The organism is Sphingorhabdus lutea (genome assembly GCF_001889025.1).
GTDB lineage: Bacteria > Pseudomonadota > Alphaproteobacteria > Sphingomonadales > Sphingomonadaceae > Sphingorhabdus_B > Sphingorhabdus_B lutea.
On record NZ_CP018154.1, the window covers coordinates 2,162,245 to 2,181,657 of the forward strand.

Consider the following 19,413-nt stretch of genomic DNA (forward strand, 5'->3'; position numbering starts at 1 on the left):
CAACAACCTTAATGCTTAATCAAAGCGCAAATCATCGGGAATTTCCATTGGTGCAAAGGCGCTGACATGCGACCTGCCATTATTCCCCATGGGCAGACGTCCAGTTATATTACCCAATGGCGCAAGGATTAACCGAAAAACCTGCCCCCCTATTTCACGAAAATCCCAAAGGGAAACCGCAAAACAAAGCATGAGCCAATGCACATGTAAATGTTCAAAAAAATAAGCCTGCCCCAAAATATGGGCGCGTTCCAAATGCAGCCATGCCAGCGCGATATTATCATTTTTTGAGCCGTTATTTGAACCATTTTCACGGCCTGCACCTATGGCTGAACTGCGCGCCTCGCGATAGGCGGAAATTTCATCCTGAAATTTTTGACGCCTGTCCTTTATCATCCCCTGCTCCCATATATATTCACCGCTTAAATACATTTGCCACAATGACGCTATATATAATCATTATTTTGGGGGGGATAGCAATTATCTATGAAAATATATTTCACAAAAAAAGGAAATGGTGCCCCTGGCCCGACTCGAACGGGCACTCCGTTAAGAACTGCATTTTGAGTGCAGCGCGTCTACCAATTCCACCACAGGGGCACGTCACAAATCAAATATCTAAAGCGATAGATGCTTGGTGAAGCGGCTGATTAGCCTAGGCTTGATGATGATGCAATCCCAAAAATGACAAAAATTGCACTAAAAACATAGTTAGTCGAAAAAAAGATTATTACTTTAACTCACGATCCAATGTTTTATGCGTTGCTTTGCCATAGGGCGGCTTAAATCCTGCGATTTTGGCAACATCAAATTTTGCCTGATGATAAATGGCGCGCATATGGCTAAATGTCTTAAATCCATCAAATCCATGATAATTGCCCATGCCCGATGGCCCAACCCCGCCAAAGGGCAAATCTTCCATCGCATTATGGAATATAACATCATTGACTGTTGCCCCACCAGAAATGGTGCGGGTCAGCACCTTATTTTCCTCTGCTTGGTCAGCGCCAAAATAATAAAGCCCCAAGGGCCGATCTTTTGAATTCACATAATCAATTGCTTCATCAATATTTTCATATGTTTTCACGGGCAAAATCGGACCAAAAATTTCATCCTGCATCACCATCATATCATCGGTAACATTGCGCACTATGGTAAGCGGCATTTTATTACCATTGCTTGATGCAAAATCTTCACCTGCCGGATTAACCTCTATCAACTCGGCACCTTTGGCCTTTGCATCGTTTAAATATCCCTGCAATCTTTCATAATTGCGGCCATTTACCACCGATGTATAATCTTCATTGGATAATAATGTCGGATACATTGCCGCCACGCCATTTTGAACACCGGCAATCATTTCCATCTCTTGATCCTTGGCCACAAATAAATAATCCGGCGCAAGGCAAATTTGCCCCGCATTCATCATTTTGCCAAGCGCGATACGCTCCCCAGCCTTTGTCTTATCTGCGCTGCGTCCAATGATGGTGGGGGATTTGCCGCCCAATTCCAATGTTACCGGCACCAAATTATCCGCCGCAGCGCGCATAATATGCTTACCCACGCTGGTCGCGCCGGTAAAAATCATATGGTCAAATGGCAAATTGGAAAATGCTATGCCGACTTCTGCGTCGCCTGTAAAAACCGACATTTCACATGGTTCAAAATATTGCGGGACGAGCTCTTCTAATAATGCCGATACTTGCGGCGTAAATTCCGAAGGCTTTACCATGGCGCGATTACCCGCCGCCAATATGCCGGCCATGGGCACCATCACCATGCCAATGGGAAAATTCCACGGCGCAACCACGCCCACTACACCCTTTGGTTGATACGCCACCTTTGCCTTTGCCCCCAATAGGCCAAGGGGAAAAGTGGGTTTACGCTTTTCATCACGTGACCAGCTTTTCATATGCTTTTTTGCATGTTTTAATGCGCTAACCGATGGCATAATATCGGTCATCAATGTTTGTTCGGTGCTGCGGTGGCCAAAATCTGCGCTGACTGCCTTGGCAAAATCATCTTTATGATCAATTAACAGGGCGATTGCCCGGTTAATCCTGTCTTCTCTCGCCGACATGCTTTCGGGCATGGATTGTGTAAACGCGCTTCTTTGCTTGTTTAAAATATCCATCATCGTGTCAAATTTATCTGGCATCCGCTCTATTCCTTCTCTCTATTTTGTGACATGCTACCAAAAATAGGGAGAGATAAGAAACATAAATTTCATTAGTCAATTAAACAGTGAAATTTTAAAAGCTTATAGATTATTTATTATCGCGGAAAAGTCCAAATCACCAGAACCCGCCGCATCAAATGCCTCATAAATTTGTGCCGCGCGCGCGCCCATGGGAACATCTGCGCCCGCGCTTTGCGCCGCCTCCATCGCAAGGCGCAAATCTTTTAACATTAACGCAGTGGCAAAACCGCCCGCATAATCATTATCTGCAGGAGATTGCGGACCGACATTTGGCACGGGGCAATAACTGGTCATCGACCAATTTTGGCCCGATGCCTTTGATGAAATGTCATAAAAAGTCTGTAGGTCCAATCCCAATTTTTCGGCCAATTTAAATGTTTCACAGGTGGCAATCATCGACGCGCCCAACAGCATATTATTGCATATTTTTGCCGCTTGCCCTGCGCCGCTTTCCCCTGCATGAATAACCGCCTTGCCCATGGCGGCCAAAATTGGCTCTGCACGCGTAAATGCGGTTTTTGTACCGCCCACCATGAAGGTAAGCGTGCCACCATTGGCCGCCGCTATCCCGCCGGAAACAGGCGCATCGACCATATTATATCCCGCCTTTTTTGCCGCCGCATTGACCCGCCGCGCCGTATCCACATCAATGGTTGAGCAATCCAATAATAAGGCAGATGTCGGCGCATGGTTCATTACATCATTGCTATATACTGCCTCTACAATCTTGCCATTGGGCAACATGGTGACAACTGCATCCATACCCATTACAGCCTGTTTTGCATCGGTAAAAACATCGCATCCATTTACCTTTGCCTTGGCCAGCGCATCGGGGGACAGGTCAAAGGCATTAACTTGATGCCCCGCCTTTACCAAATTGGCCGCCATGCCGCCGCCCATATTGCCAAGGCCGATAAATGCGATTTTCATTTCTTATTTCCCCGTCCAATTTCCAGCACGTTTTTCGACAAAGGCCGCCATGCCTTCTTTTTGGTCCTCACTACCGAATAAACCGTGAAATAGACGGCGTTCAAAATTAATGCCCTGTGCCAAATTGGTTTCAAAGGCTGCGTTGACCATTTCTTTACATGCCAATGCGGCAAGCGGTGCCATGCCCGCAATTTGCTCTGCTGTTTTCATCGCCTCATCCACCAAATCGGCGGCAGGGATAACTCGGGCGACAAGGCCGGATTGCTCCGCCTCCACCGCGCCCATCATGCGGCCAGTTAAGCACATTTCCATCGCCTTTGCCTTGCCAATGGCGCGGGTTAAACGTTGTGACCCGCCCATTCCCGGGGTTACCGCCAATTTTATTTCCGGCTGGCCAAATTTCGCTTTATCCCCGGCCAAAATAAAATCGGCCATCATGGCAAGTTCACAGCCGCCGCCCAAAGCAAAACCGTTCACCGCCGCAATCCATGGTTTGCGGGTGGCGGTGATGCGTTCATATCCGCCAAAAAAATTGCCGCCATACATTTGGGCAAAGCTTTGGCTGGACATTTCCTTAATATCTGCGCCGGCGGCAAATGCCTTTTCACTGCCCGTTAGGACCGCGCATTTTTGGCTGTCATCGGCATCAAATGCCGCAAAGGCATCAACCATATCGGCCAAAATTTGGCTGTTTAATGCGTTTAACGCCTCTGGCCGGTTCAAGGTGATGAGGGTAACTGCGCCCTTTTTTTCGACAATAATTGTTTCATATTTGTTCATAATGGTTTCCATTCCTTATCCTGTAGCAATGGCGTGAAAATCGCGTCCAACATGTCATTTGTCATTTCCTCTGGCGTTGCGGGCGACCATTTGGGTTCATTATCCTTATCTATGATAAGCGCACGCACCCCTTCGATAAAATCATGCATTTCCACAACGCGCGCGCCAATGGCATATTCCTGTTTCATTTGCGCGGCAAAATTGGGCATTAACGCCCCTTCGGCCAATTGACGCAGCGCCACCTTGCATGTTTGGGGGGATTTTGTGCCCAGCGTGTCACGCTCCTTCGCGGCCCAATCGCTATCGTCTTTTTCCAATGACGCCAAAATTTCTTCATATTTATCGGAAGCAAAATGACGGTTAATTTTGTCAATATTCGCCTCTATTCTTGCCGGAGGAGGTGTGACAGACAAATCCCCCAAAATTCCCGCTATACGGTCCGGATTTTTGGCAATGCGCTGTTTCGCTTCGTCCAATTTATCCGATGGCAAATAATGGGTGGCAAGGCCAAGGGACAGGCATTCCGCCCCATCCAATCGTGCGCCGGTCAGCGCTAAAAATTGCCCCACGCGCCCTTCCAACCTTGGCAAAAACCAACCGCCGCCAACATCAGGGAATAACCCAATTCCGGTTTCCGGCATGGCAAAACGGGTGTTTTCGGTGGCCACGCGATATTTGGCGGGCTGTGAAATACCTACACCGCCGCCCATGGTTATCCCATCCATAAAGGCGACAACCGGCTTGTCATATTCAAATAATAAATGGTTTAATTGATATTCGGTATAGAAAAATTCACGCGCCTCGCGCCCCTTCTCTGCCCCTTCCAATGCGCCGCTTTGCGCCAACATGCGAATATCGCCGCCTGCACAAAAACCGCGCCCTTCGCTATGGTCAATCATCACCGCTTGAACGGCATCATCACCGCGCCATTTTACCAATGCGTCTATCATCGCGGCGCACATTTCATGGTTTAACGCATGAATGGCCTTTGGTCTATTCAAGGTTAAATATCCCGCCTGCCCATCAATTTTTGTGATTAAATCTTCGGTCATATTTTTTGTCATTATTGCCTGCCCAATTCACGCGAAATAATCATCCGCATTACCTGATTTGTACCTTCCAAAATGGAATGGACGCGCAAATCACGCCAAAAACGCTCAATCGGATAATCTTGTAAATAACCATATCCGCCGAAAAGCTGCAATGCCTGATCCACAATTTTCGAACCATTATCGGTGGCAAGCCGTTTGGCCATGGCGGCAAATTTGGTTTTATCGGGCGCATTATCAGTTACCTTTGCCGCCGCCATATATAATAAAGCACGCGCGGCTTCCAAATCGGTGGCCATATCGGCAAGGGTGAATTGCGTGTTTTGAAAATCGGCAATTGCCTTGCCAAATTGGTGGCGATCCTTGGTATATGCCATCGCCTCGTCAAGGCAGCGTTGCGCCCCGCCTAGGCTGCATGCGCCAATATTTAACCGCCCGCCATCAAGGCCGGCCATGGCAAAGCGAAATCCCTCACCCTCGCCGCCGACACGGTTGGCCACGGGCACTTTCACATTGTCAAAATGCACCTGCGCCGTGGGGGATGCATTCCACCCCAATTTTTTCTCGGCCGCACCAAATGTTAAACCATCCATATCCTTTTCAATGACAAGGCAGCTGACACCTCTTGCGCCCCCCTGTTCATTGGCATCACTGGTCCGCACCATGGTGACATAAACATCATTTACCCCGGCCCCTGAAATAAATTGCTTGCCGCCATTGACGATATAATGGTCGCCCTCTAACCGCGCGGTTGTTTTCATGGCGGCAGCGTCCGACCCGCTCCCCGGCTCGGTCAGGCAGTAGCTTGCAATTTTTTCCATGGAAATAAGGTCGGGCAGGAAACGCGATTTTAATTCCGCCGAACCAAAGCTGTCAATCATCCATGCTGCCATATTGTGAATGGAAATAAAGGCCGATGTCGCGGCACAACCATAGGACATGGCCTCCATAATAATCGCCGCCTCCAACCGGCCAAGGCCGATACCGCCGCTTTCCTCCGACACGTAAATCCCGCCAAAGCCAAGTTCCGCCGTGCTTTTAATCACATCTTTGGGAAAATGCTTTTCCTCATCCCATTTGGCCGCAAATGGCGTGATATTATCCGCGGTAAATCGCTGCGCCATTTCCTGTATAGCCAATTGATCATCGGTTAATGCAAATTGGTTCATTGTTCATCCCTTTTGACAATGCGGCCCAATGTCTCCACCATGCCGCCATATTATTCATTATTTTGCTGGGCCAATTAAATCCCATAAATTGCCATATAAATCTTCAAAAACAACAACTGTACCAAATGGTTCATGACGAATATTTTCCATAAAATTCACCCCTTCATCCGCCATATGGTCATATTGTTCATTAAAATTTTGGACATTTAAGAAAAATCCAACGCGCCCGCCATGTTGGTTTCCCACGGCAGCACGCTGTCCATTATCACTTGCCTTGGCCAATAATAACCCCATTTTTCCGGCGGCAGGGCGAACGACAACCCATTGTTTACCCTCGCCCATTTCTTGATTAACATCCAAAATGAAACGCAGTTTTTTAACAAAAAAATCAATCGCCTCATCATAATCATTGACCAAAAATGTCGCCAAATCAATGTGCATCATTAACCCCAACTCATCCCTTTCAAATCATCCCATTGTTGGAATGACAAAGGCGTTTCCTTGCGCCCCATCCGCGCTGCCATCGGGCCATCTTTGCGTAATAGTTTTCACCTTGGTCCAAAATTTCACGCCCTCCATACCATGTTGGTTGGTGTCGCCAAAGGCGCTTCGTTTCCATCCGCCAAAGCTGTGATAGGCAACGGGAACGGGAATGGGCACATTTATGCCCACCATGCCCACATTGACGCGGGCGGCAAATTCGCGCGCGGCATTACCATTGCGGGTAAAAATCGCCACGCCATTACCATATTGATGCTGGCTGGGCAATGCGAGTGCTTCTTCAAAATTATCTGCCCGCACCATTTGCAATACTGGTCCGAAAATTTCTTCCTTATAGCTTTCCATATCGGGGGTGACATGGTCAAATAATGATGGGCCGATAAAGAAACCCTTTTCATGCCCCTGTAGCGTAAAGCCGCGTCCATCGACCACCAATTCCGCGCCCTCATCCACGCCCTTTTGTATCCACCCTTCGACTTTTTGCTTATGCGCCTCGGTCACTACTGGGCCATAATGCGCCTCATCATCGGTGGAAATGCCCACGCGCAATGCATCAATGGCAGGGATTAATTTTTCGCGCAGCTTATCTGCGGTTTCATTGCTCACGGGAACTACAACGGGCAAGGCCATGCACCGTTCGCCCGCGCTGCCAAATGCTGCGCCGGACAAATCATTGACCACTTGGTCAAGATCGGCATCGGGCATGATGATGGCGTGGTTTTTCGCGCCGCCCATTGCCTGAACCCGTTTTCCGGCGGCCACCCCGCGATTATATACATAATGCGCAATATCGCTGCTCCCGACAAAGCTTACCCCGCCAATGGCCGGATGGTCCAAAATGGCATCTACCATTTCCTTATCCCCATGCACACATTGCAAAATACCCTCGGGCAGGCCCGCCTCCAACATTAATTCGGTTAAACGAACCGGCACGCTGGGGTCGCGTTCGGATGGTTTCAATATAAATGCATTGCCCGTGGCAATGGCCGGGCCAAACATCCACATCGGAATCATCGCGGGAAAGTTAAATGGCGTAATCCCCGCGCCAATGCCCAATGGTTGACGCATGGAATATACATCAATGCCCGGACCTGCGCCCTGTGTATATTCACCCTTTAATATGTGCGGAATGCCACAGCAAAATTCGATAACCTCCAAACCGCGCTGCACATCGCCGCGCGAATCCGCAATCACCTTGCCATGCTCAGCAGACAGCATATGGGCCAATTCTTCCATATTGGCCTCCACCAGTTCCTTAAATTTAAACATAATCCGCGCACGGCGTTGCGGATTGGTGGCGGCCCATGCGGGCTGCGCCGCCAATGCAGCATCAACCGCCTGTTGCAGGACCGCCGCATCACCCAATTCAACCTCCGCCTGTATGACACCATTATTGGGATCATAAATGGGCGACGTCCGCCCACCAGAAGATGTTGAAGAACCGACGATATTATGTGTGATTTTGCGCATTATGTTCCTTTCCCCTGCCCTAATTTGGGCCAATTAAAATCCCGTAATTGGTCTGAAAAACTACTCTCATTAGGGCAACAAAATTAATTTTAACAACCTAAAAGTTTCTTTCGCAACTATAATATTTAATTCAACAGTTAATTAATGCACAGACAAATAACATAAAGTCAAGATTTCGTGACGCACTTATGTTGTAACTATTATGAAAAATTACTATATCACAAATAGTTGCGACCAAATGATTATCTTTCATGGTCCAAATGTTCATTCTGTGGGTTGAATTTAATGTCCAACGCTATCATATTGTCATCGGATGGGTAACTCTCCCCCTCTGATGCCCGTCCAACGCGCCTTGATGAAGGGCGCACTCCCTGAACCTTACCACCCCCGATGGGGGTGGTATTTTTTTGCCCATTTTATTTTTTGGGTTAATTTATTTGTGAATTTTTGGGCCAATTTCCTAGACTATTTTATTGGTTTAAAACCATATTCAACCACCACTTATATCGGGAAACGCCCTATTCAGCGGCATTGGCAATATGCTGTCCCAACATTATTTCGGCCAATTTTGTTATTAACAGGGCAATAGAGCCGCCAATTATCCGCGAGCTTTGTGTGATTGGCTCAAATAAATTTTCATCCAAATATAAATGACGACCAATTTCAATTTGTATAGCATAAATACCGCGTGCTGGCCGTGAATGACGGCGCAATATATATCCGCCAGCATAGGGGGCGTTCATTGCCACCTTTAATTTACGTTTTTTATTTGCCCGACACACATAATTTAATTGAGAAAAATGATTGATAACCAAATCGGTTAAATAATTATCACATGTTGAACCAAAAATATCACCAATAACAATATCGGGTACATTATTATCGTCAATATTATAGTCATTATCCCCGCCATATGGCGTCAATGCATCGCCCCCATTCAAAATTGGCGGCATGCTGTGCAGGTCAATTAACATGGCGCTGCCAAATTGCGACTTCATCTGGCCCAATATTTGGGTGATTTTTTCATGATAGGGGATATGAAAATTTTCAATGCGATTGTCCAAATCCTGCCGCGTCATGCGGCCCTTCCAAATATCGCCCCATGGCGCCATTCTTCGGGGGATAAGGCCCAATCCGCCGCGCACCTTGGCGCTTGGCTGTGCAAAATCGCCCTGCCGCGCGCCTATTATCATTTGGGCATCAACCTCATCTGGGGCGCGGTTTAAATCAATCCATGCTCGTGCCATATTGGCCATTATATTGGGGAAACCCGCCCTTTTTGATGGCGCGGCCAATATATCGACATATCGATCCTCCAATTTAATCAGCGCCGATGGGGATATCCGCAATTGGCCCAAAATTTCTGGAGGATAAAATCGCCCACAATGCGGCACCGATAATAATATCGGCAATTTTATATCGTCATGACCGTAAATATTAAATGATGGGGTTATTATATCTACCAAAATTGCGCCTAAATATTTTTATTTATATAGTTAATTCAATATTTTTACCCAATTTGTACAAAAATAAAATAATTTTTTTAAAAATATGATGCAAATTGTTAAGCCTCATCCTGTATATGGCAAATATAAATTTAGCAAAATTGATCTAAAAGAGGATGTTCATGACCCGAATTTTACTTGCCGAGGATGAACCGGCAATGCGCGAATATTTGGTTCGCTCACTGGAAAAAAATGGATATGAAGTTGTCGCCGTTGATTGCGGGTCAAAGGCTGCGCCCTTATTGGAATCAAGAAGTTTTGACCTGTTACTAACTGATATTGTCATGCCGGAAATGGACGGGATTGAATTGGCCCGCCATTGCAGCAAGGTTTCACCCGAAACAAAGGTGATGTTCATTACCGGATTTTCTGGTGTCGCCCTGCGCGCGGGCGAAGAAATGCCCAGTGCAAAAATATTGTCAAAACCATTTCATCTGCGCGATTTAGTGTTGGAGGTTGAACGCATGTTCGGACAACAAAGCGCCAGCGGGCTTAGCTAAGCATAATTTATCATCAAATATTAAAATGTCGGTTGAGCATCGCGGCTTATGCTGTTAAGCGCGTTTCTTAAATTGTCGTTACGCACCCATAGCTCAGCTGGATAGAGCGCTGCCCTCCGAAGGCAGAGGCCAGAGGTTCGAATCCTCTTGGGTGCACCAATTTTATAAACTTTCCGAACCTCTGTTTTCTTATGCCCACCTTAAAAGGTGGCGGGGGTTCGAATCCTCTTGGGTGCACCAATTTTATAAACTTTCCGAACCTCTGTTTTCTTATGCCCACCTTAAAAGGTGGCGGGGGTTCGAATCCTCCCCGATGCACCAATTTTATAAACTTTCCGAACCTCTGTTTTCTTATGCCCACCTTAAAAGGTGGCGGGGGTTCGAACCCTCTTAGGTGCACCATTCCTTTTTCACCATCCCAAATACCGCTTAAGACCTTGAAAGGTATAGAAGTTTTGGGTGTTCGAAGTCCTTCATTTCGACTGTATTTAAGTTTGTCTGCAAAAGCCAATTTTAGCACATTCCTACGGTCGGCGAAGGTTCCATAAATCCATATTTTGTGCGGGTTTGCGAGGAATGTAAGAGCGTGTTCGAACATTTCGCTATAGCCGCGAGCTGGTTGGGAGAGTTTCGCGATCTTTTCAGCTAAAAGATGCTTTTGGCTTTCCAGCGCAGTTATCCGCTTTTCTATCTGTTCCGATACGATAGAGTTATCAGTGTCCAACATCTTATCGACCAGTTTGGTCATGTTGCCCTCTATCCGTGCCAGTTCGGATTTGAGGCGACTGGCCCGATCTTTATTTGTTACCGCCATATGTTCCCACAAGTCCTTGAACATCTTGGAGGCAACCGTGAAAAGGCTCTGTGATGGCTGCAATTGTGTTAGCAGTTCTTCAAATTCCTGCTCCAGTTTATCCCGTGCAATCGACTTCCTGTAGCTTTCACAATCCTTATTGAAGCAGAGATAGTAGGGATATTTTTTGTTTTTACCCTTGCTCCAGCAAGCTGTAAGTGGGTTATTGCAATCATCGCAATCTACCGCTCCACGAAGCACAAAGTCTTCGTGCAGATCGGTACGATTCGCTATCCTAGTGCCTTCTTGAAGGTGTTCTTGTATCTTGAGATAGGTTTCCCACGAGATTAAACCTTCATGCTTAGCTTCGCGCAGAGAGATGCCCCAATTAGGTGCCTCTATCATGCCTGCGTATAAAGGCTGGGTAAGCAGCAAGTCAGCACGTTCATGCGTAACGCCGCCTTTGCTGTTTTTGGGAAATTCAGGCTGATCTTCCAGAAATTGCCTCACTTCGCCTTTCGAGCCAAAACGTCCAGATGCAAAGCCATCCAATGCTTCCTGTACGATGGACGCCATAGGTTCATCGCGAACCAATTCCTTCCCATGACCTTTGATATATTTATAGCCTAACGGCGGTCTGGCATTCACATAATAGCCATTTGTAATTCTTGCTTTCATGCGATTGATGGTTTGTTCTCTATTCTTTTGTGCAAAATGCTGTGCGGAACTGGCAAGGACGTTTTCAAGGAACTGCGAATCTGAATCATCGCCAAAAACGACAGAAGGGCTTTCCAATATACCGCCTGCTTTGGCGAGTTGGTCGCGGAGTGCGAGATGGGCTTTAAGACCACGTGCAAGCCGCGAAATATCATCAATCAGCACAATATGCGGATTGGCTTTGTTTTGTTTCAGGAATGAAAGCATGGCATCCATGCCTGGACGCCGTTCTTTACTTCCCGTCATATCATCGGTGAACATGGCAACGACTTCATATTCACGCGAAGAAGCATAGGCACGGCAGCGGGTGGCTTGGGATTCTATTCCCCCGCCATCTTTTACCTGTTTCTTGGAGGAAACACGCGCATAGATAATAGCAGGTTTATGTATTTTCTCACTCATTATCGCCCTCCGTTGGATTGTTTTTACACTCTAGCAGATCGGCGGGCGAGGTGGCACATTTTTGGAATTCGGCGATGAGCTTATTCACAGGCTCCATGCCATAACCGAGCTGGACGAAAGACTTCATGATCTGGAAAAGCACCTCTATCAGTTCCAATTTTTGCGCTTCCGTCAGACCATCTTCATCGAACTCTGAGAGATAGTCGGCAGGCAATGGTTCCCTATCAGTTGATGTATCTATGCCATCTCGCTCCATGCTCATTACTCCTCTTCTGGTTGTATCAAACCAAATCGACTGTTCGATCCGTTTCAGGGCAAACAGGCTTGCATCATCTGTACGAATACAGATCACAGCAGAGCATTTCGGGGAGATAGACAAAGAAATGTAATTTGAGGCATCAACCCGAAAACTGGATTGATTGCCAACACGACCCCCACATCGTTCAAATTCACAAAGCTGTGTATTACTTAAGTAAATCACTTTAAGGTTAACGCTTTCTTAATTTGTTGCATTCTCTCAACTACCTTAAGTTGTAAAAACCAGAGTATGCGTCCAGTAGCGATAGTTTCTATCGAAGCTGGAGGCTGAGACGAACGGCTGCAATCTGCGATTGTAGAGCCGAGCGATCAAACTCACTTGAAGCAGCGTGGAATTGCCCCGTGAGTGTGGCGAGCAATGCCTGTAATTCACTATTCGACAGTTTTGCCAGAGACGCTAAGTTGAATTGATCCTGCATGATAACCTCCATGTTTTGGAGACTGCGATTGGCGCAGCCTTTCTATGGAGGCAGAACAAACTCACCGAGATCAGACATCATTCGCCAGAAGCGCAACGCAGAGTAGCAGCGGGATTCCCGCTTGAAGCCCTATAAATCGAGAGTGGTTTACAACGACCCCTTGAAAGGCAAGTGCCGTCGCTTTTCTGGGCTTGATTTCAGCAAATGGTATTTTTCTGTCGCAGCACATCTTACGCTAGACATTCAAAGACAAAGTTGATTAACAAGTAAGCTTGTTAGCCGGGGCATTTCGTTGAAACCTAATTTTTTCCGTTTTCTTCTTGTTGTTGGTCTCATCCTCTTTGTTTCTTGGCGGGTAATAATTCCGCAGCTGGACTTAATTGAGGATGGCTGGACATTTGGAATATTGGCAATAGGCCTCTTAATTGCTTCATTTTTATCATCTGCAATGGAAGCTGCTCTGTCGGTCATATCGCGAGACGAGAGTCTCTCCAAGGAAGTAACGAAAGAAAAGTCCAATCTCCTAAGTCAGCATACCACGATGCTGAATCAAATAGATGGCAATGGGAAAGGCTACACGCGACGGAGAGATTTCTACTCACTAGCCAAACTGCGTTGGAAACACCTCTCGCTGAATATGAAAGAGTTCAGCATATCTCACGATGGTAGAGGGGTTGCTGTCGGAGCTTTCGCCTCTGCAAGCGTTTTTTTGAATACGGCTCTTGCAGCATTCCTGCCACTTTCACTTAAGGAAAGTTCTAGCGATGGCTTGGTTGGAATATATTATCCAACTGTTTCATTCGCACAAAGCTCGATTTCATGGAATTTGGAATATCTTGATTTTACGGGCAACAAACTGTTTGTTTTTGCATCTGTTTCATTGCCATTACTAATTCTGGGAAAAATAATCCCTAAACACGTCGGAATGACAAATTACAAATTTTTTGCATATGACCTGAACATCATCGCGCGGATTATATTGCGTTGTCTGGGATGGCTGGCGGCGGGAACCCTCTGGATTGCCGCCCCTATCCAAAATTCAAAAAGGTAAAATTCCGTCGCAAAATCTGGTTAGTGCGTAGCTAGTTCTCTGACATGAGGCGCGCCGAGAAATGATTCTGAAAAAAGCTGATGGCTAACACTAACGCTATCGACTTCGATTGCCGCTTGCTGCAACTGTTCAATCAGCTTTTTTACAGGCTGTGCATCCGTACCAAGAATGACGTATTTATGAGCTGATAAAACAGCTCCATCAAAATCGTCTAAAATCTTCGTTTTAAGTTCAATGGCACCTGCCACACCATTATTCGGATTAGGATCGACGTTAACAGTCGCATAAAAAACATCGCCGAGACCGTACTCATCTCCAGCAATTGTCAGTTTACCGTCATCGAGAGCAATTTCTCCAGCTCTCACTCGTTTTGGGGCTGCTGTGCCAAAGCGACCAATACCTCTGAAAAATCTGGGCATTTCTATCGCTTCACTCCTTTCTTAAGTGACCAGACCGATGTGGGAACGGAATGGCCGTATTCAAGTGACTAAAAAAATCTACCAAACTTCAAACTTTCCAGCAACGAAATAAATTGCAGTCACTTTCTGCGCCTATTCAATAGCATGAGGTTTCTAAATATAAAGCTAATCACTTTTGCAGTGCTCATTCAGCATGACCAGGCAGACAGGGGTAAGGTTAGCATCCGTTTACAGCACGGTAGAGCGTACGCACATTTACTCGGTGATGCTCGGCAATCACCGACATATCCTCACCCGCAGATTTACGACGCCGAGCGTCGAGGATCTGCTTAGGTGTTAACGCGCATGGGCGACCAAGTTTTACCCCGCGTTTCCGCGCAGCCGCTAGCCCTGCAACGGTACGTTCCGAAATCAGATTGCGCTCTAGTTCGCCGAATGCATTGCGGATTTGAAAGAAACAGCGACCCATTGGCGTTGTCGTATCAATTCCTTCGGTGAGCACCATAAAATCAATTCCATCGCGCTCAAAATGATCGAGAATATCAAGCGCATGGCGGAGCGAGCGAAACGCTCGATCCATTTTCCACAGAACAAGACTGTCGCCATGTCTCAGACTGGATAGTGCTTTTTTGAAGCCTGGGCGCGATTTGGCAATCGCTGAAATCCCTTTGTCAGTGAATATCCTATCGCAATTTGCCGCCTTCAAAGCGTCAGTTTGCAAATCGAGCGTTTGTTCACAGGTGGAAACCCGCGCGTATCCTATACGAGCCATATCATAAAGCGCAGGTTTTCTGATGGTTTGCGAGAGGTTTGAAATGTCAAAAACGACCGTTTTTGTCAAGGCGGATGGACAACGAAACGCAGTGAATCGTAAAAATGTTGAAATTATCCAAATATTATAATAAGATGCGCTACGCGCAGTGCAGGAATGACCTGCCCCAAGTGGGAAAATGCGAGAGACAACCAGCCTCAAATATTGACTGTGACAAAAACGGTCGTTATTGTCGGAGGCGTGAAAGGGCATGAAGCCAATGAGAAACGTAGCGAATAAAATATTTGGAGCAGTAGCAGCAGGAGCTTTGGCTTTAACACCAACAGCTACTTTTGCACAAGAAGCTCCCATACCTGCGAATTTAAATACATCAGCGGGAACTGCTGTTGAGGTTGAGACGCCTTTTGTAACATTCAATGACACGGATCGTTCAATACGATTTGTACAGTCTGGTGCTGCGGAAGCATCGCGCGATAAAATTGCTATCGTCGTATTCAGTGGAAATCGTGATTTGCAACGAGAAGCATATCAAGCCGCCCTGCAATTGCGTGACGAGCGTGTTCCTTTGGCGCTAATTCTTGGACCTAGCCTTGATCCAACCAATTCATCTGCAAGCATACAGGTTTATGCTGAGGGAGTACCCGTGTTTGATGGCACAGGAGCGATTATCGGTTCAAACAACGCCGATATGGTTCAACCGGAAACGGTTAGAATGGCAAGAATTGCATATGACCGCCATTTCCCGCAGAGAGTTGCTAGCCTAGACTTGGCACAGAATTAGATTCATTTCTCGGCGTGGCAGGCGTTGTGTCTCTGGCGTCAGCAAATTGTCTTTCACTTGCAACATCGCCAAAAATAGAAGCGAGTTCGTCACCGCTTTCAACAGTTCTCCTATCTGCAAGATCATCAATTTCTCTGTCTGCGTAACCTTGTGCTGCACGAGCATTGATCCAAACTTCATTGCTATCAATCTGAACGGCTACTGCATCCTGTTGCACTCTAGTGCCGCTGATTGCAGCTTCGACCACTTGCTCAGGTGCATCCATTGCGAGTTCACGCGCCTGAGCCACCTCGCCAACTGTAACTTCCGCTGTGCGAGTACGATTTAGACCAATTTCTTGCGCATCTTCCATCAGGCCTTTCATTTCTGATGCACCTTCAGGACTGCTTTGTGCTCGCTCTGTCATCATTCTTGCTTGTTCTTCGGGCGGAGCAGCTTTCAATGCCATCAAGAATGTATAGTGAGATGCTCGCTCTGCTTCAGGAATCTTGTGGCGATCACAATAAGCGTCAAAATCTTCGAGTGCATCATCGATTGCAGTGCTCAAATCTTCTTCTTCCACCGTCATGCCGAACATTGTAAATTGACCGTTTGCGTAAGTCGCCGTTGTCATTGCTAGTAGCTCTTCACGTTGTTGAACGCCTAGTTCAGCGATAAGGCTAGCATCCATCGGATCATCTTTTTTGCGATCTTCCGCTTCGAGTGCCATGCGCTCTTCAAGAGCGACATCGGAAATTCCAGCACCAACGCCGCTTAATGCTTCTGCATTCCCGAACAGTGCATCGAACATTGTTCCGCCAAAGTTGAAATCCTGAAAATAAACGGACGGCTCGGGGATGACATCGGGATTTACAGCTATATGAGCGGCGAGTTGTGCTTCTCTAAGATTGTCTTCCGTGACCATGGCTTCTTGTGCCATCATTTCCCCCAAGTTCCTTTTTAAGATATCTTGAGAATAAATTATGCCAAATAACAGGGGGTTAATTTTAGATAAAATTTGAACTAATAATCAGTGACTTATTGAAATAATTATGAAAAGTGCCGATCGGAAACGTTCTTATGGGCGGCTATTCCTTTTTATCGGGTAGGGATGCGTAAATCCTTAAAACCATTTCCCAATGGTCGCGGCGGGCAGTTTTGACACGTCCCTTGAGCCACATTGTTATGGTTCCTCCATTCAATCCCGGCGGCAGTGGTTTTTTGGCCAAACGCATAATTTGGGTTGGACCGCAACCTGTCCGCTTTTCCTCGCCGATGAGTTGGTCACATTCGGCTTTTGTCAGTTTGATGCGGTAAGCATTACCCGACAGCTTTGCATACTCGCTCAGCACAAAATCCCAAAGTGTGCGATTAACCGTCTTGGTCAGACCCTGCATCCAGTTCACGACGGAATGCGCATGAAAGCCCTCTGGAATTTCGCAATCGCAGTTTTCGAGCAATTTTGCAGGCGTAGTGCCGGTGCGTTTGCGCTCGGCTTTTAGAAAGGTGCGCATTTCCTTAGTCAGTTCTAGGATTTGAGGATCAGGCTGGTAGTTTTCGTATCGCTCTATCACCCACTCAAGATGCTCGGACTTTGCACTCTTGCGCTTACCTGTTCTCCAACCATCTATCATATCCGATGTAAGGCCGTTCGGGCAATTGCCACGCTGGTCGCGCAATATTGCAATACCCCCAAGCCCTGTGCGCTCTTTTTCAGAGATTAGCTTGGCACGCATATCGTCGGTGATTTCAATTCTGTCATTTGCCATTGGTGCAAATCATACGTGATTCCAAGAAACCAAGCGACGGATTCATGCGGGTTTATCCACTTGCAGGGTTAGCTTTGTTCGTCAGTGACCTAACCTTTTCCTGTCTCATTGATGTGTTGTTCGCGACTTTGGCGGAGGCGGGGGCAAGTCAATAGGCTTCCCCCACCATGATATTCCCCTAGTTTTTTATTCTATAGGAAGATTTTATGGGAAATATCTAAAAGAGTTATGAAAATTAGATAAAATTTGATCTAATTCTCAGTGCGTTAAGGCGTTGCATGCTTCTCAGAAATAGCTTGGCGCATAATCTGGAAAGCGGAACTCAGAAACAATGTTGCCATAATGAAAGCTACGATTAAGTCAGGCCAATAGGTAGCTGTTCCCCAGACGCTGAGCGCAGCAATGATAACAGCAATATTGCCAATTGCATCGTTTCTTGAACAAAGCCAGACCGAGCGCACATTGGCATCGCCTTCCTTGTAACTAATAAGGAGTACCACGCTGGTCATGTTCACCAGCAACGCTACAAATCCAACTACTCCCATCAATTCCGCTTCTGGCATCTGCGAATAATAAACGCGGTATAGCGTTGACCCAAATACCCAAAGCCCGACTGCAAAAAGACTTAAACCTTTTGCTATAGCTGCATTTGAGCGCACTTTAACGGACGAGCCAATGACAGCAAGTGAAATTCCGTAGGTCAATGTGTCGGCAAGGAAGTCCAATGCATCAGCTTGGAGAGCCTGGGACGATGCTACCTGTGACATGACCATCTCGGCTATGAACATCACTGCATTGAGGGCAATTACGATCCATAGCCGTTTTTTATATCCTTCGGACATTCCTTCGAATGTCTCGCAGCTATCTCCGCATGATGCGCCCATTGGTATCTTCCTTGCAAAAATTTATCAGACTAATATAATTCCTCTAGTGACTAGAGGTTCAAGGGGTTTTTCAAAAATGTTTTCGATAGGTAGTTTATCCAAGAAAACAGGAGTTAAAATCCCCACCATCCGCTACTACGAGGACGCAGGTTTGCTGGATGCGCCTGAGCGTTCGGCAGGTAATCAGAGATGCTACACTTCCAGTGCATTGGAGCGGCTGGCATTCATCAAAAATGCCAGAGAATTAGGGCTTTCGCTTGACGCTATTAGTAGCTTAATCGAATTGAGTGCACAGCCAATGAGCAAGTGCGCGGATGCGGATAAGATCGTCCAGCAGCAATTACATGATACAAAACGCAAGATTGCGCGCTTGAAGCGATTGGAGCGTGAATTATCCCGAATGTCGAAAAGCTGTAATTCCGACAAAGTTGCCAATTGCGCTATCATTGAGTCATTATCCGAGCCGTTGGCACTCCAAGCCCGCGATTAAGATATTATTTATTCGAGCCCTATAACCTATACTTAGCGGTTGATAATACACTTACTAAAACTATTTGAATTTACGAGACCATTGACCTCACTCAAGATTTGAACGATTATAGCGGACATGAACGGAATATTTCCACAATACAATCTGACGCTGACAGCAACTCGGTTTGTTGCTGCGTTGATGCTTGTGGTTTTTCTGTTTGCCACTGCCGTCGAAGCCTCTGCTTGTGCGATCGATCTTGAGACCGAGACATCTCAAACTGTTTCAATCTCTCTTGATAATCAGGATTCGGATCATTCCGATGAAAAAGGCGAACAACATGCTGTTTGCGCGCACGGGCATTGCCATCATGTCGGAAAGATTGTCTCGCCTTTGCTTGCCAGTGCAAGAAATCCTGTCATGATTTCCATGCTGGGTTTTAGCCACGATAATATCCAAACCTCCGACTTCATTTCCAGATTAAAGCGTCCTCCAAGAGTCTGAGTCTGTTTTTCTGACCGCGTCTAGCGGTCTGT

At 46.6% G+C, this 19,413-nt stretch carries 20 protein-coding genes, 2 tRNA genes and 1 pseudogene; 6 read left to right on the plus strand and 17 right to left on the minus strand.

Going from position 1 to position 19,413, the window contains the following annotated elements:
- Positions 1-15 precede the first annotated feature (15 nt).
- The 10 genes from LPB140_RS10285 to LPB140_RS10330 all read right to left on the minus strand — a co-directional run bounded on the left by LPB140_RS10285 (position 16) and on the right by LPB140_RS10330 (position 9,565).
- Positions 16-396 (minus strand): DUF3703 domain-containing protein, encoded by a 381-nt coding sequence (locus LPB140_RS10285; RefSeq protein ID WP_083550599.1) that lies wholly within the window; start codon positions 394-396, stop codon positions 16-18.
- A 119-nt stretch (positions 397-515) separates the two neighbouring features.
- Positions 516-600 (minus strand) — tRNA-Leu (locus LPB140_RS10290).
- Between the two features lie 130 nt (positions 601-730).
- Complete coding sequence (locus LPB140_RS10295; protein WP_072559753.1) at positions 731-2,158, minus strand: coniferyl aldehyde dehydrogenase; 1,428 nt, start codon at positions 2,156-2,158, stop codon at positions 731-733.
- Positions 2,159-2,260: 102 nt separating this feature from the next.
- On the minus strand, positions 2,261-3,130 hold the full coding sequence (gene mmsB / locus LPB140_RS10300; protein ID WP_072559754.1) for a 3-hydroxyisobutyrate dehydrogenase: 870 nt from the start codon (positions 3,128-3,130) through the stop codon (positions 2,261-2,263).
- 3 nt (positions 3,131-3,133) lie between these two features.
- Positions 3,134-3,910, minus strand: a complete 777-nt coding sequence (locus LPB140_RS10305; protein ID WP_072560867.1) for an enoyl-CoA hydratase-related protein — start codon at positions 3,908-3,910, stop codon at positions 3,134-3,136.
- The gene (locus tag LPB140_RS10310; protein ID WP_072560865.1) at positions 3,907-4,962 is read right to left on the minus strand and encodes an enoyl-CoA hydratase/isomerase family protein; all 1,056 of its coding nucleotides are present in this window, start codon (positions 4,960-4,962) and stop codon (positions 3,907-3,909) included. Before LPB140_RS10310 ends, LPB140_RS10305 begins: the two co-directional genes overlap by 4 nt.
- An 11-nt stretch (positions 4,963-4,973) precedes the next feature.
- Positions 4,974-6,128, minus strand: a complete 1,155-nt coding sequence (locus LPB140_RS10315; protein ID WP_072559755.1) for an acyl-CoA dehydrogenase family protein — start codon at positions 6,126-6,128, stop codon at positions 4,974-4,976.
- A gap of 57 nt (positions 6,129-6,185) precedes the next feature.
- Positions 6,186-6,572 carry a VOC family protein gene (locus LPB140_RS10320; protein ID WP_072559756.1) on the minus strand — a complete coding sequence of 129 codons (387 nt, stop codon included), beginning with the start codon at positions 6,570-6,572 and terminating at the stop codon, positions 6,186-6,188.
- A gap of 24 nt (positions 6,573-6,596) precedes the next feature.
- Complete coding sequence (locus tag LPB140_RS10325) at positions 6,597-8,099, minus strand: CoA-acylating methylmalonate-semialdehyde dehydrogenase (RefSeq protein WP_072559757.1); 1,503 nt, start codon at positions 8,097-8,099, stop codon at positions 6,597-6,599.
- A gap of 518 nt (positions 8,100-8,617) precedes the next feature.
- A complete protein-coding gene (locus LPB140_RS10330) occupies positions 8,618-9,565 on the minus strand; it encodes an N-formylglutamate amidohydrolase (protein ID WP_072559758.1) in 948 nt (315 codons plus the stop codon).
- Positions 9,566-9,726: 161 nt separating this feature from the next.
- Between LPB140_RS10330 and cpdR the strand changes: the two genes are divergently transcribed.
- Both cpdR and LPB140_RS10340 read left to right on the plus strand, forming a co-directional pair.
- Entirely contained in the window at positions 9,727-10,104 is a 378-nt protein-coding gene (gene cpdR / locus LPB140_RS10335; RefSeq protein ID WP_072560869.1) for a cell cycle two-component system response regulator CpdR, read from the plus strand.
- A gap of 82 nt (positions 10,105-10,186) precedes the next feature.
- A tRNA-Arg gene (locus LPB140_RS10340) sits at positions 10,187-10,263 on the plus strand.
- Between the two features lie 739 nt (positions 10,264-11,002).
- Here the strand turns inward: LPB140_RS10340 and LPB140_RS12625 are convergent.
- Both LPB140_RS12625 and LPB140_RS10365 read right to left on the minus strand, forming a co-directional pair.
- Positions 11,003-12,016: pseudogene (locus LPB140_RS12625) on the minus strand (recombinase family protein); the annotation flags it as partial.
- Positions 12,009-12,368 carry a hypothetical protein gene (locus LPB140_RS10365; protein WP_156874188.1) on the minus strand — a complete coding sequence of 120 codons (360 nt, stop codon included), beginning with the start codon at positions 12,366-12,368 and terminating at the stop codon, positions 12,009-12,011. The pseudogene LPB140_RS12625 and the gene LPB140_RS10365, both read right to left, overlap by 8 nt.
- Before the next feature lie 677 nt (positions 12,369-13,045).
- On the opposite strand from LPB140_RS10365, the gene LPB140_RS10375 reads away from it, so the two are divergent.
- Complete coding sequence (locus LPB140_RS10375; RefSeq protein WP_072559763.1) at positions 13,046-13,804, plus strand: hypothetical protein; 759 nt, start codon at positions 13,046-13,048, stop codon at positions 13,802-13,804.
- A 20-nt stretch (positions 13,805-13,824) separates the two neighbouring features.
- On the opposite strand, the gene LPB140_RS10380 is transcribed toward LPB140_RS10375, so the two are convergent.
- The gene (locus LPB140_RS10380; RefSeq protein WP_072559764.1) at positions 13,825-14,223 is read right to left on the minus strand and encodes a hypothetical protein; all 399 of its coding nucleotides are present in this window, start codon (positions 14,221-14,223) and stop codon (positions 13,825-13,827) included.
- 217 nt (positions 14,224-14,440) lie between these two features.
- Positions 14,441-15,064, minus strand: a complete 624-nt coding sequence (locus LPB140_RS10385; protein WP_198024114.1) for a recombinase family protein — start codon at positions 15,062-15,064, stop codon at positions 14,441-14,443.
- A 181-nt stretch (positions 15,065-15,245) separates the two neighbouring features.
- Here LPB140_RS10385 and LPB140_RS10390 point away from each other — a divergent pair, with 181 nt between their 5' ends.
- Positions 15,246-15,776, plus strand: coding sequence for a hypothetical protein (locus LPB140_RS10390; protein WP_156874189.1), 531 nt, complete (start codon positions 15,246-15,248; stop codon positions 15,774-15,776).
- On the opposite strand, the gene LPB140_RS10395 is transcribed toward LPB140_RS10390, so the two are convergent.
- From LPB140_RS10395 to LPB140_RS10405, 3 genes are all read right to left on the minus strand, one after another.
- Positions 15,751-16,698, minus strand: coding sequence for a hypothetical protein (locus LPB140_RS10395; RefSeq protein ID WP_156874190.1), 948 nt, complete (start codon positions 16,696-16,698; stop codon positions 15,751-15,753). The genes LPB140_RS10390 and LPB140_RS10395 overlap by 26 nt on opposite strands.
- A gap of 145 nt (positions 16,699-16,843) precedes the next feature.
- Complete coding sequence (locus LPB140_RS10400; protein WP_072559768.1) at positions 16,844-17,524, minus strand: hypothetical protein; 681 nt, start codon at positions 17,522-17,524, stop codon at positions 16,844-16,846.
- 266 nt (positions 17,525-17,790) lie between these two features.
- Positions 17,791-18,291 carry a cation efflux transmembrane domain-containing protein gene (locus tag LPB140_RS10405; protein ID WP_232223395.1) on the minus strand — a complete coding sequence of 167 codons (501 nt, stop codon included), beginning with the start codon at positions 18,289-18,291 and terminating at the stop codon, positions 17,791-17,793.
- 13 nt (positions 18,292-18,304) lie between these two features.
- Here LPB140_RS10405 and LPB140_RS10410 point away from each other — a divergent pair, with 13 nt between their 5' ends.
- Positions 18,305-18,898: a MerR family transcriptional regulator gene (locus tag LPB140_RS10410; RefSeq protein WP_232223396.1), complete on the plus strand. Its 594-nt coding sequence runs from the start codon at positions 18,305-18,307 to the stop codon at positions 18,896-18,898.
- A 117-nt stretch (positions 18,899-19,015) separates the two neighbouring features.
- Positions 19,016-19,381, plus strand: a complete 366-nt coding sequence (locus LPB140_RS10415; protein ID WP_072559771.1) for a hypothetical protein — start codon at positions 19,016-19,018, stop codon at positions 19,379-19,381.
- The last annotated feature ends 32 nt before the right edge of the window (positions 19,382-19,413 follow it).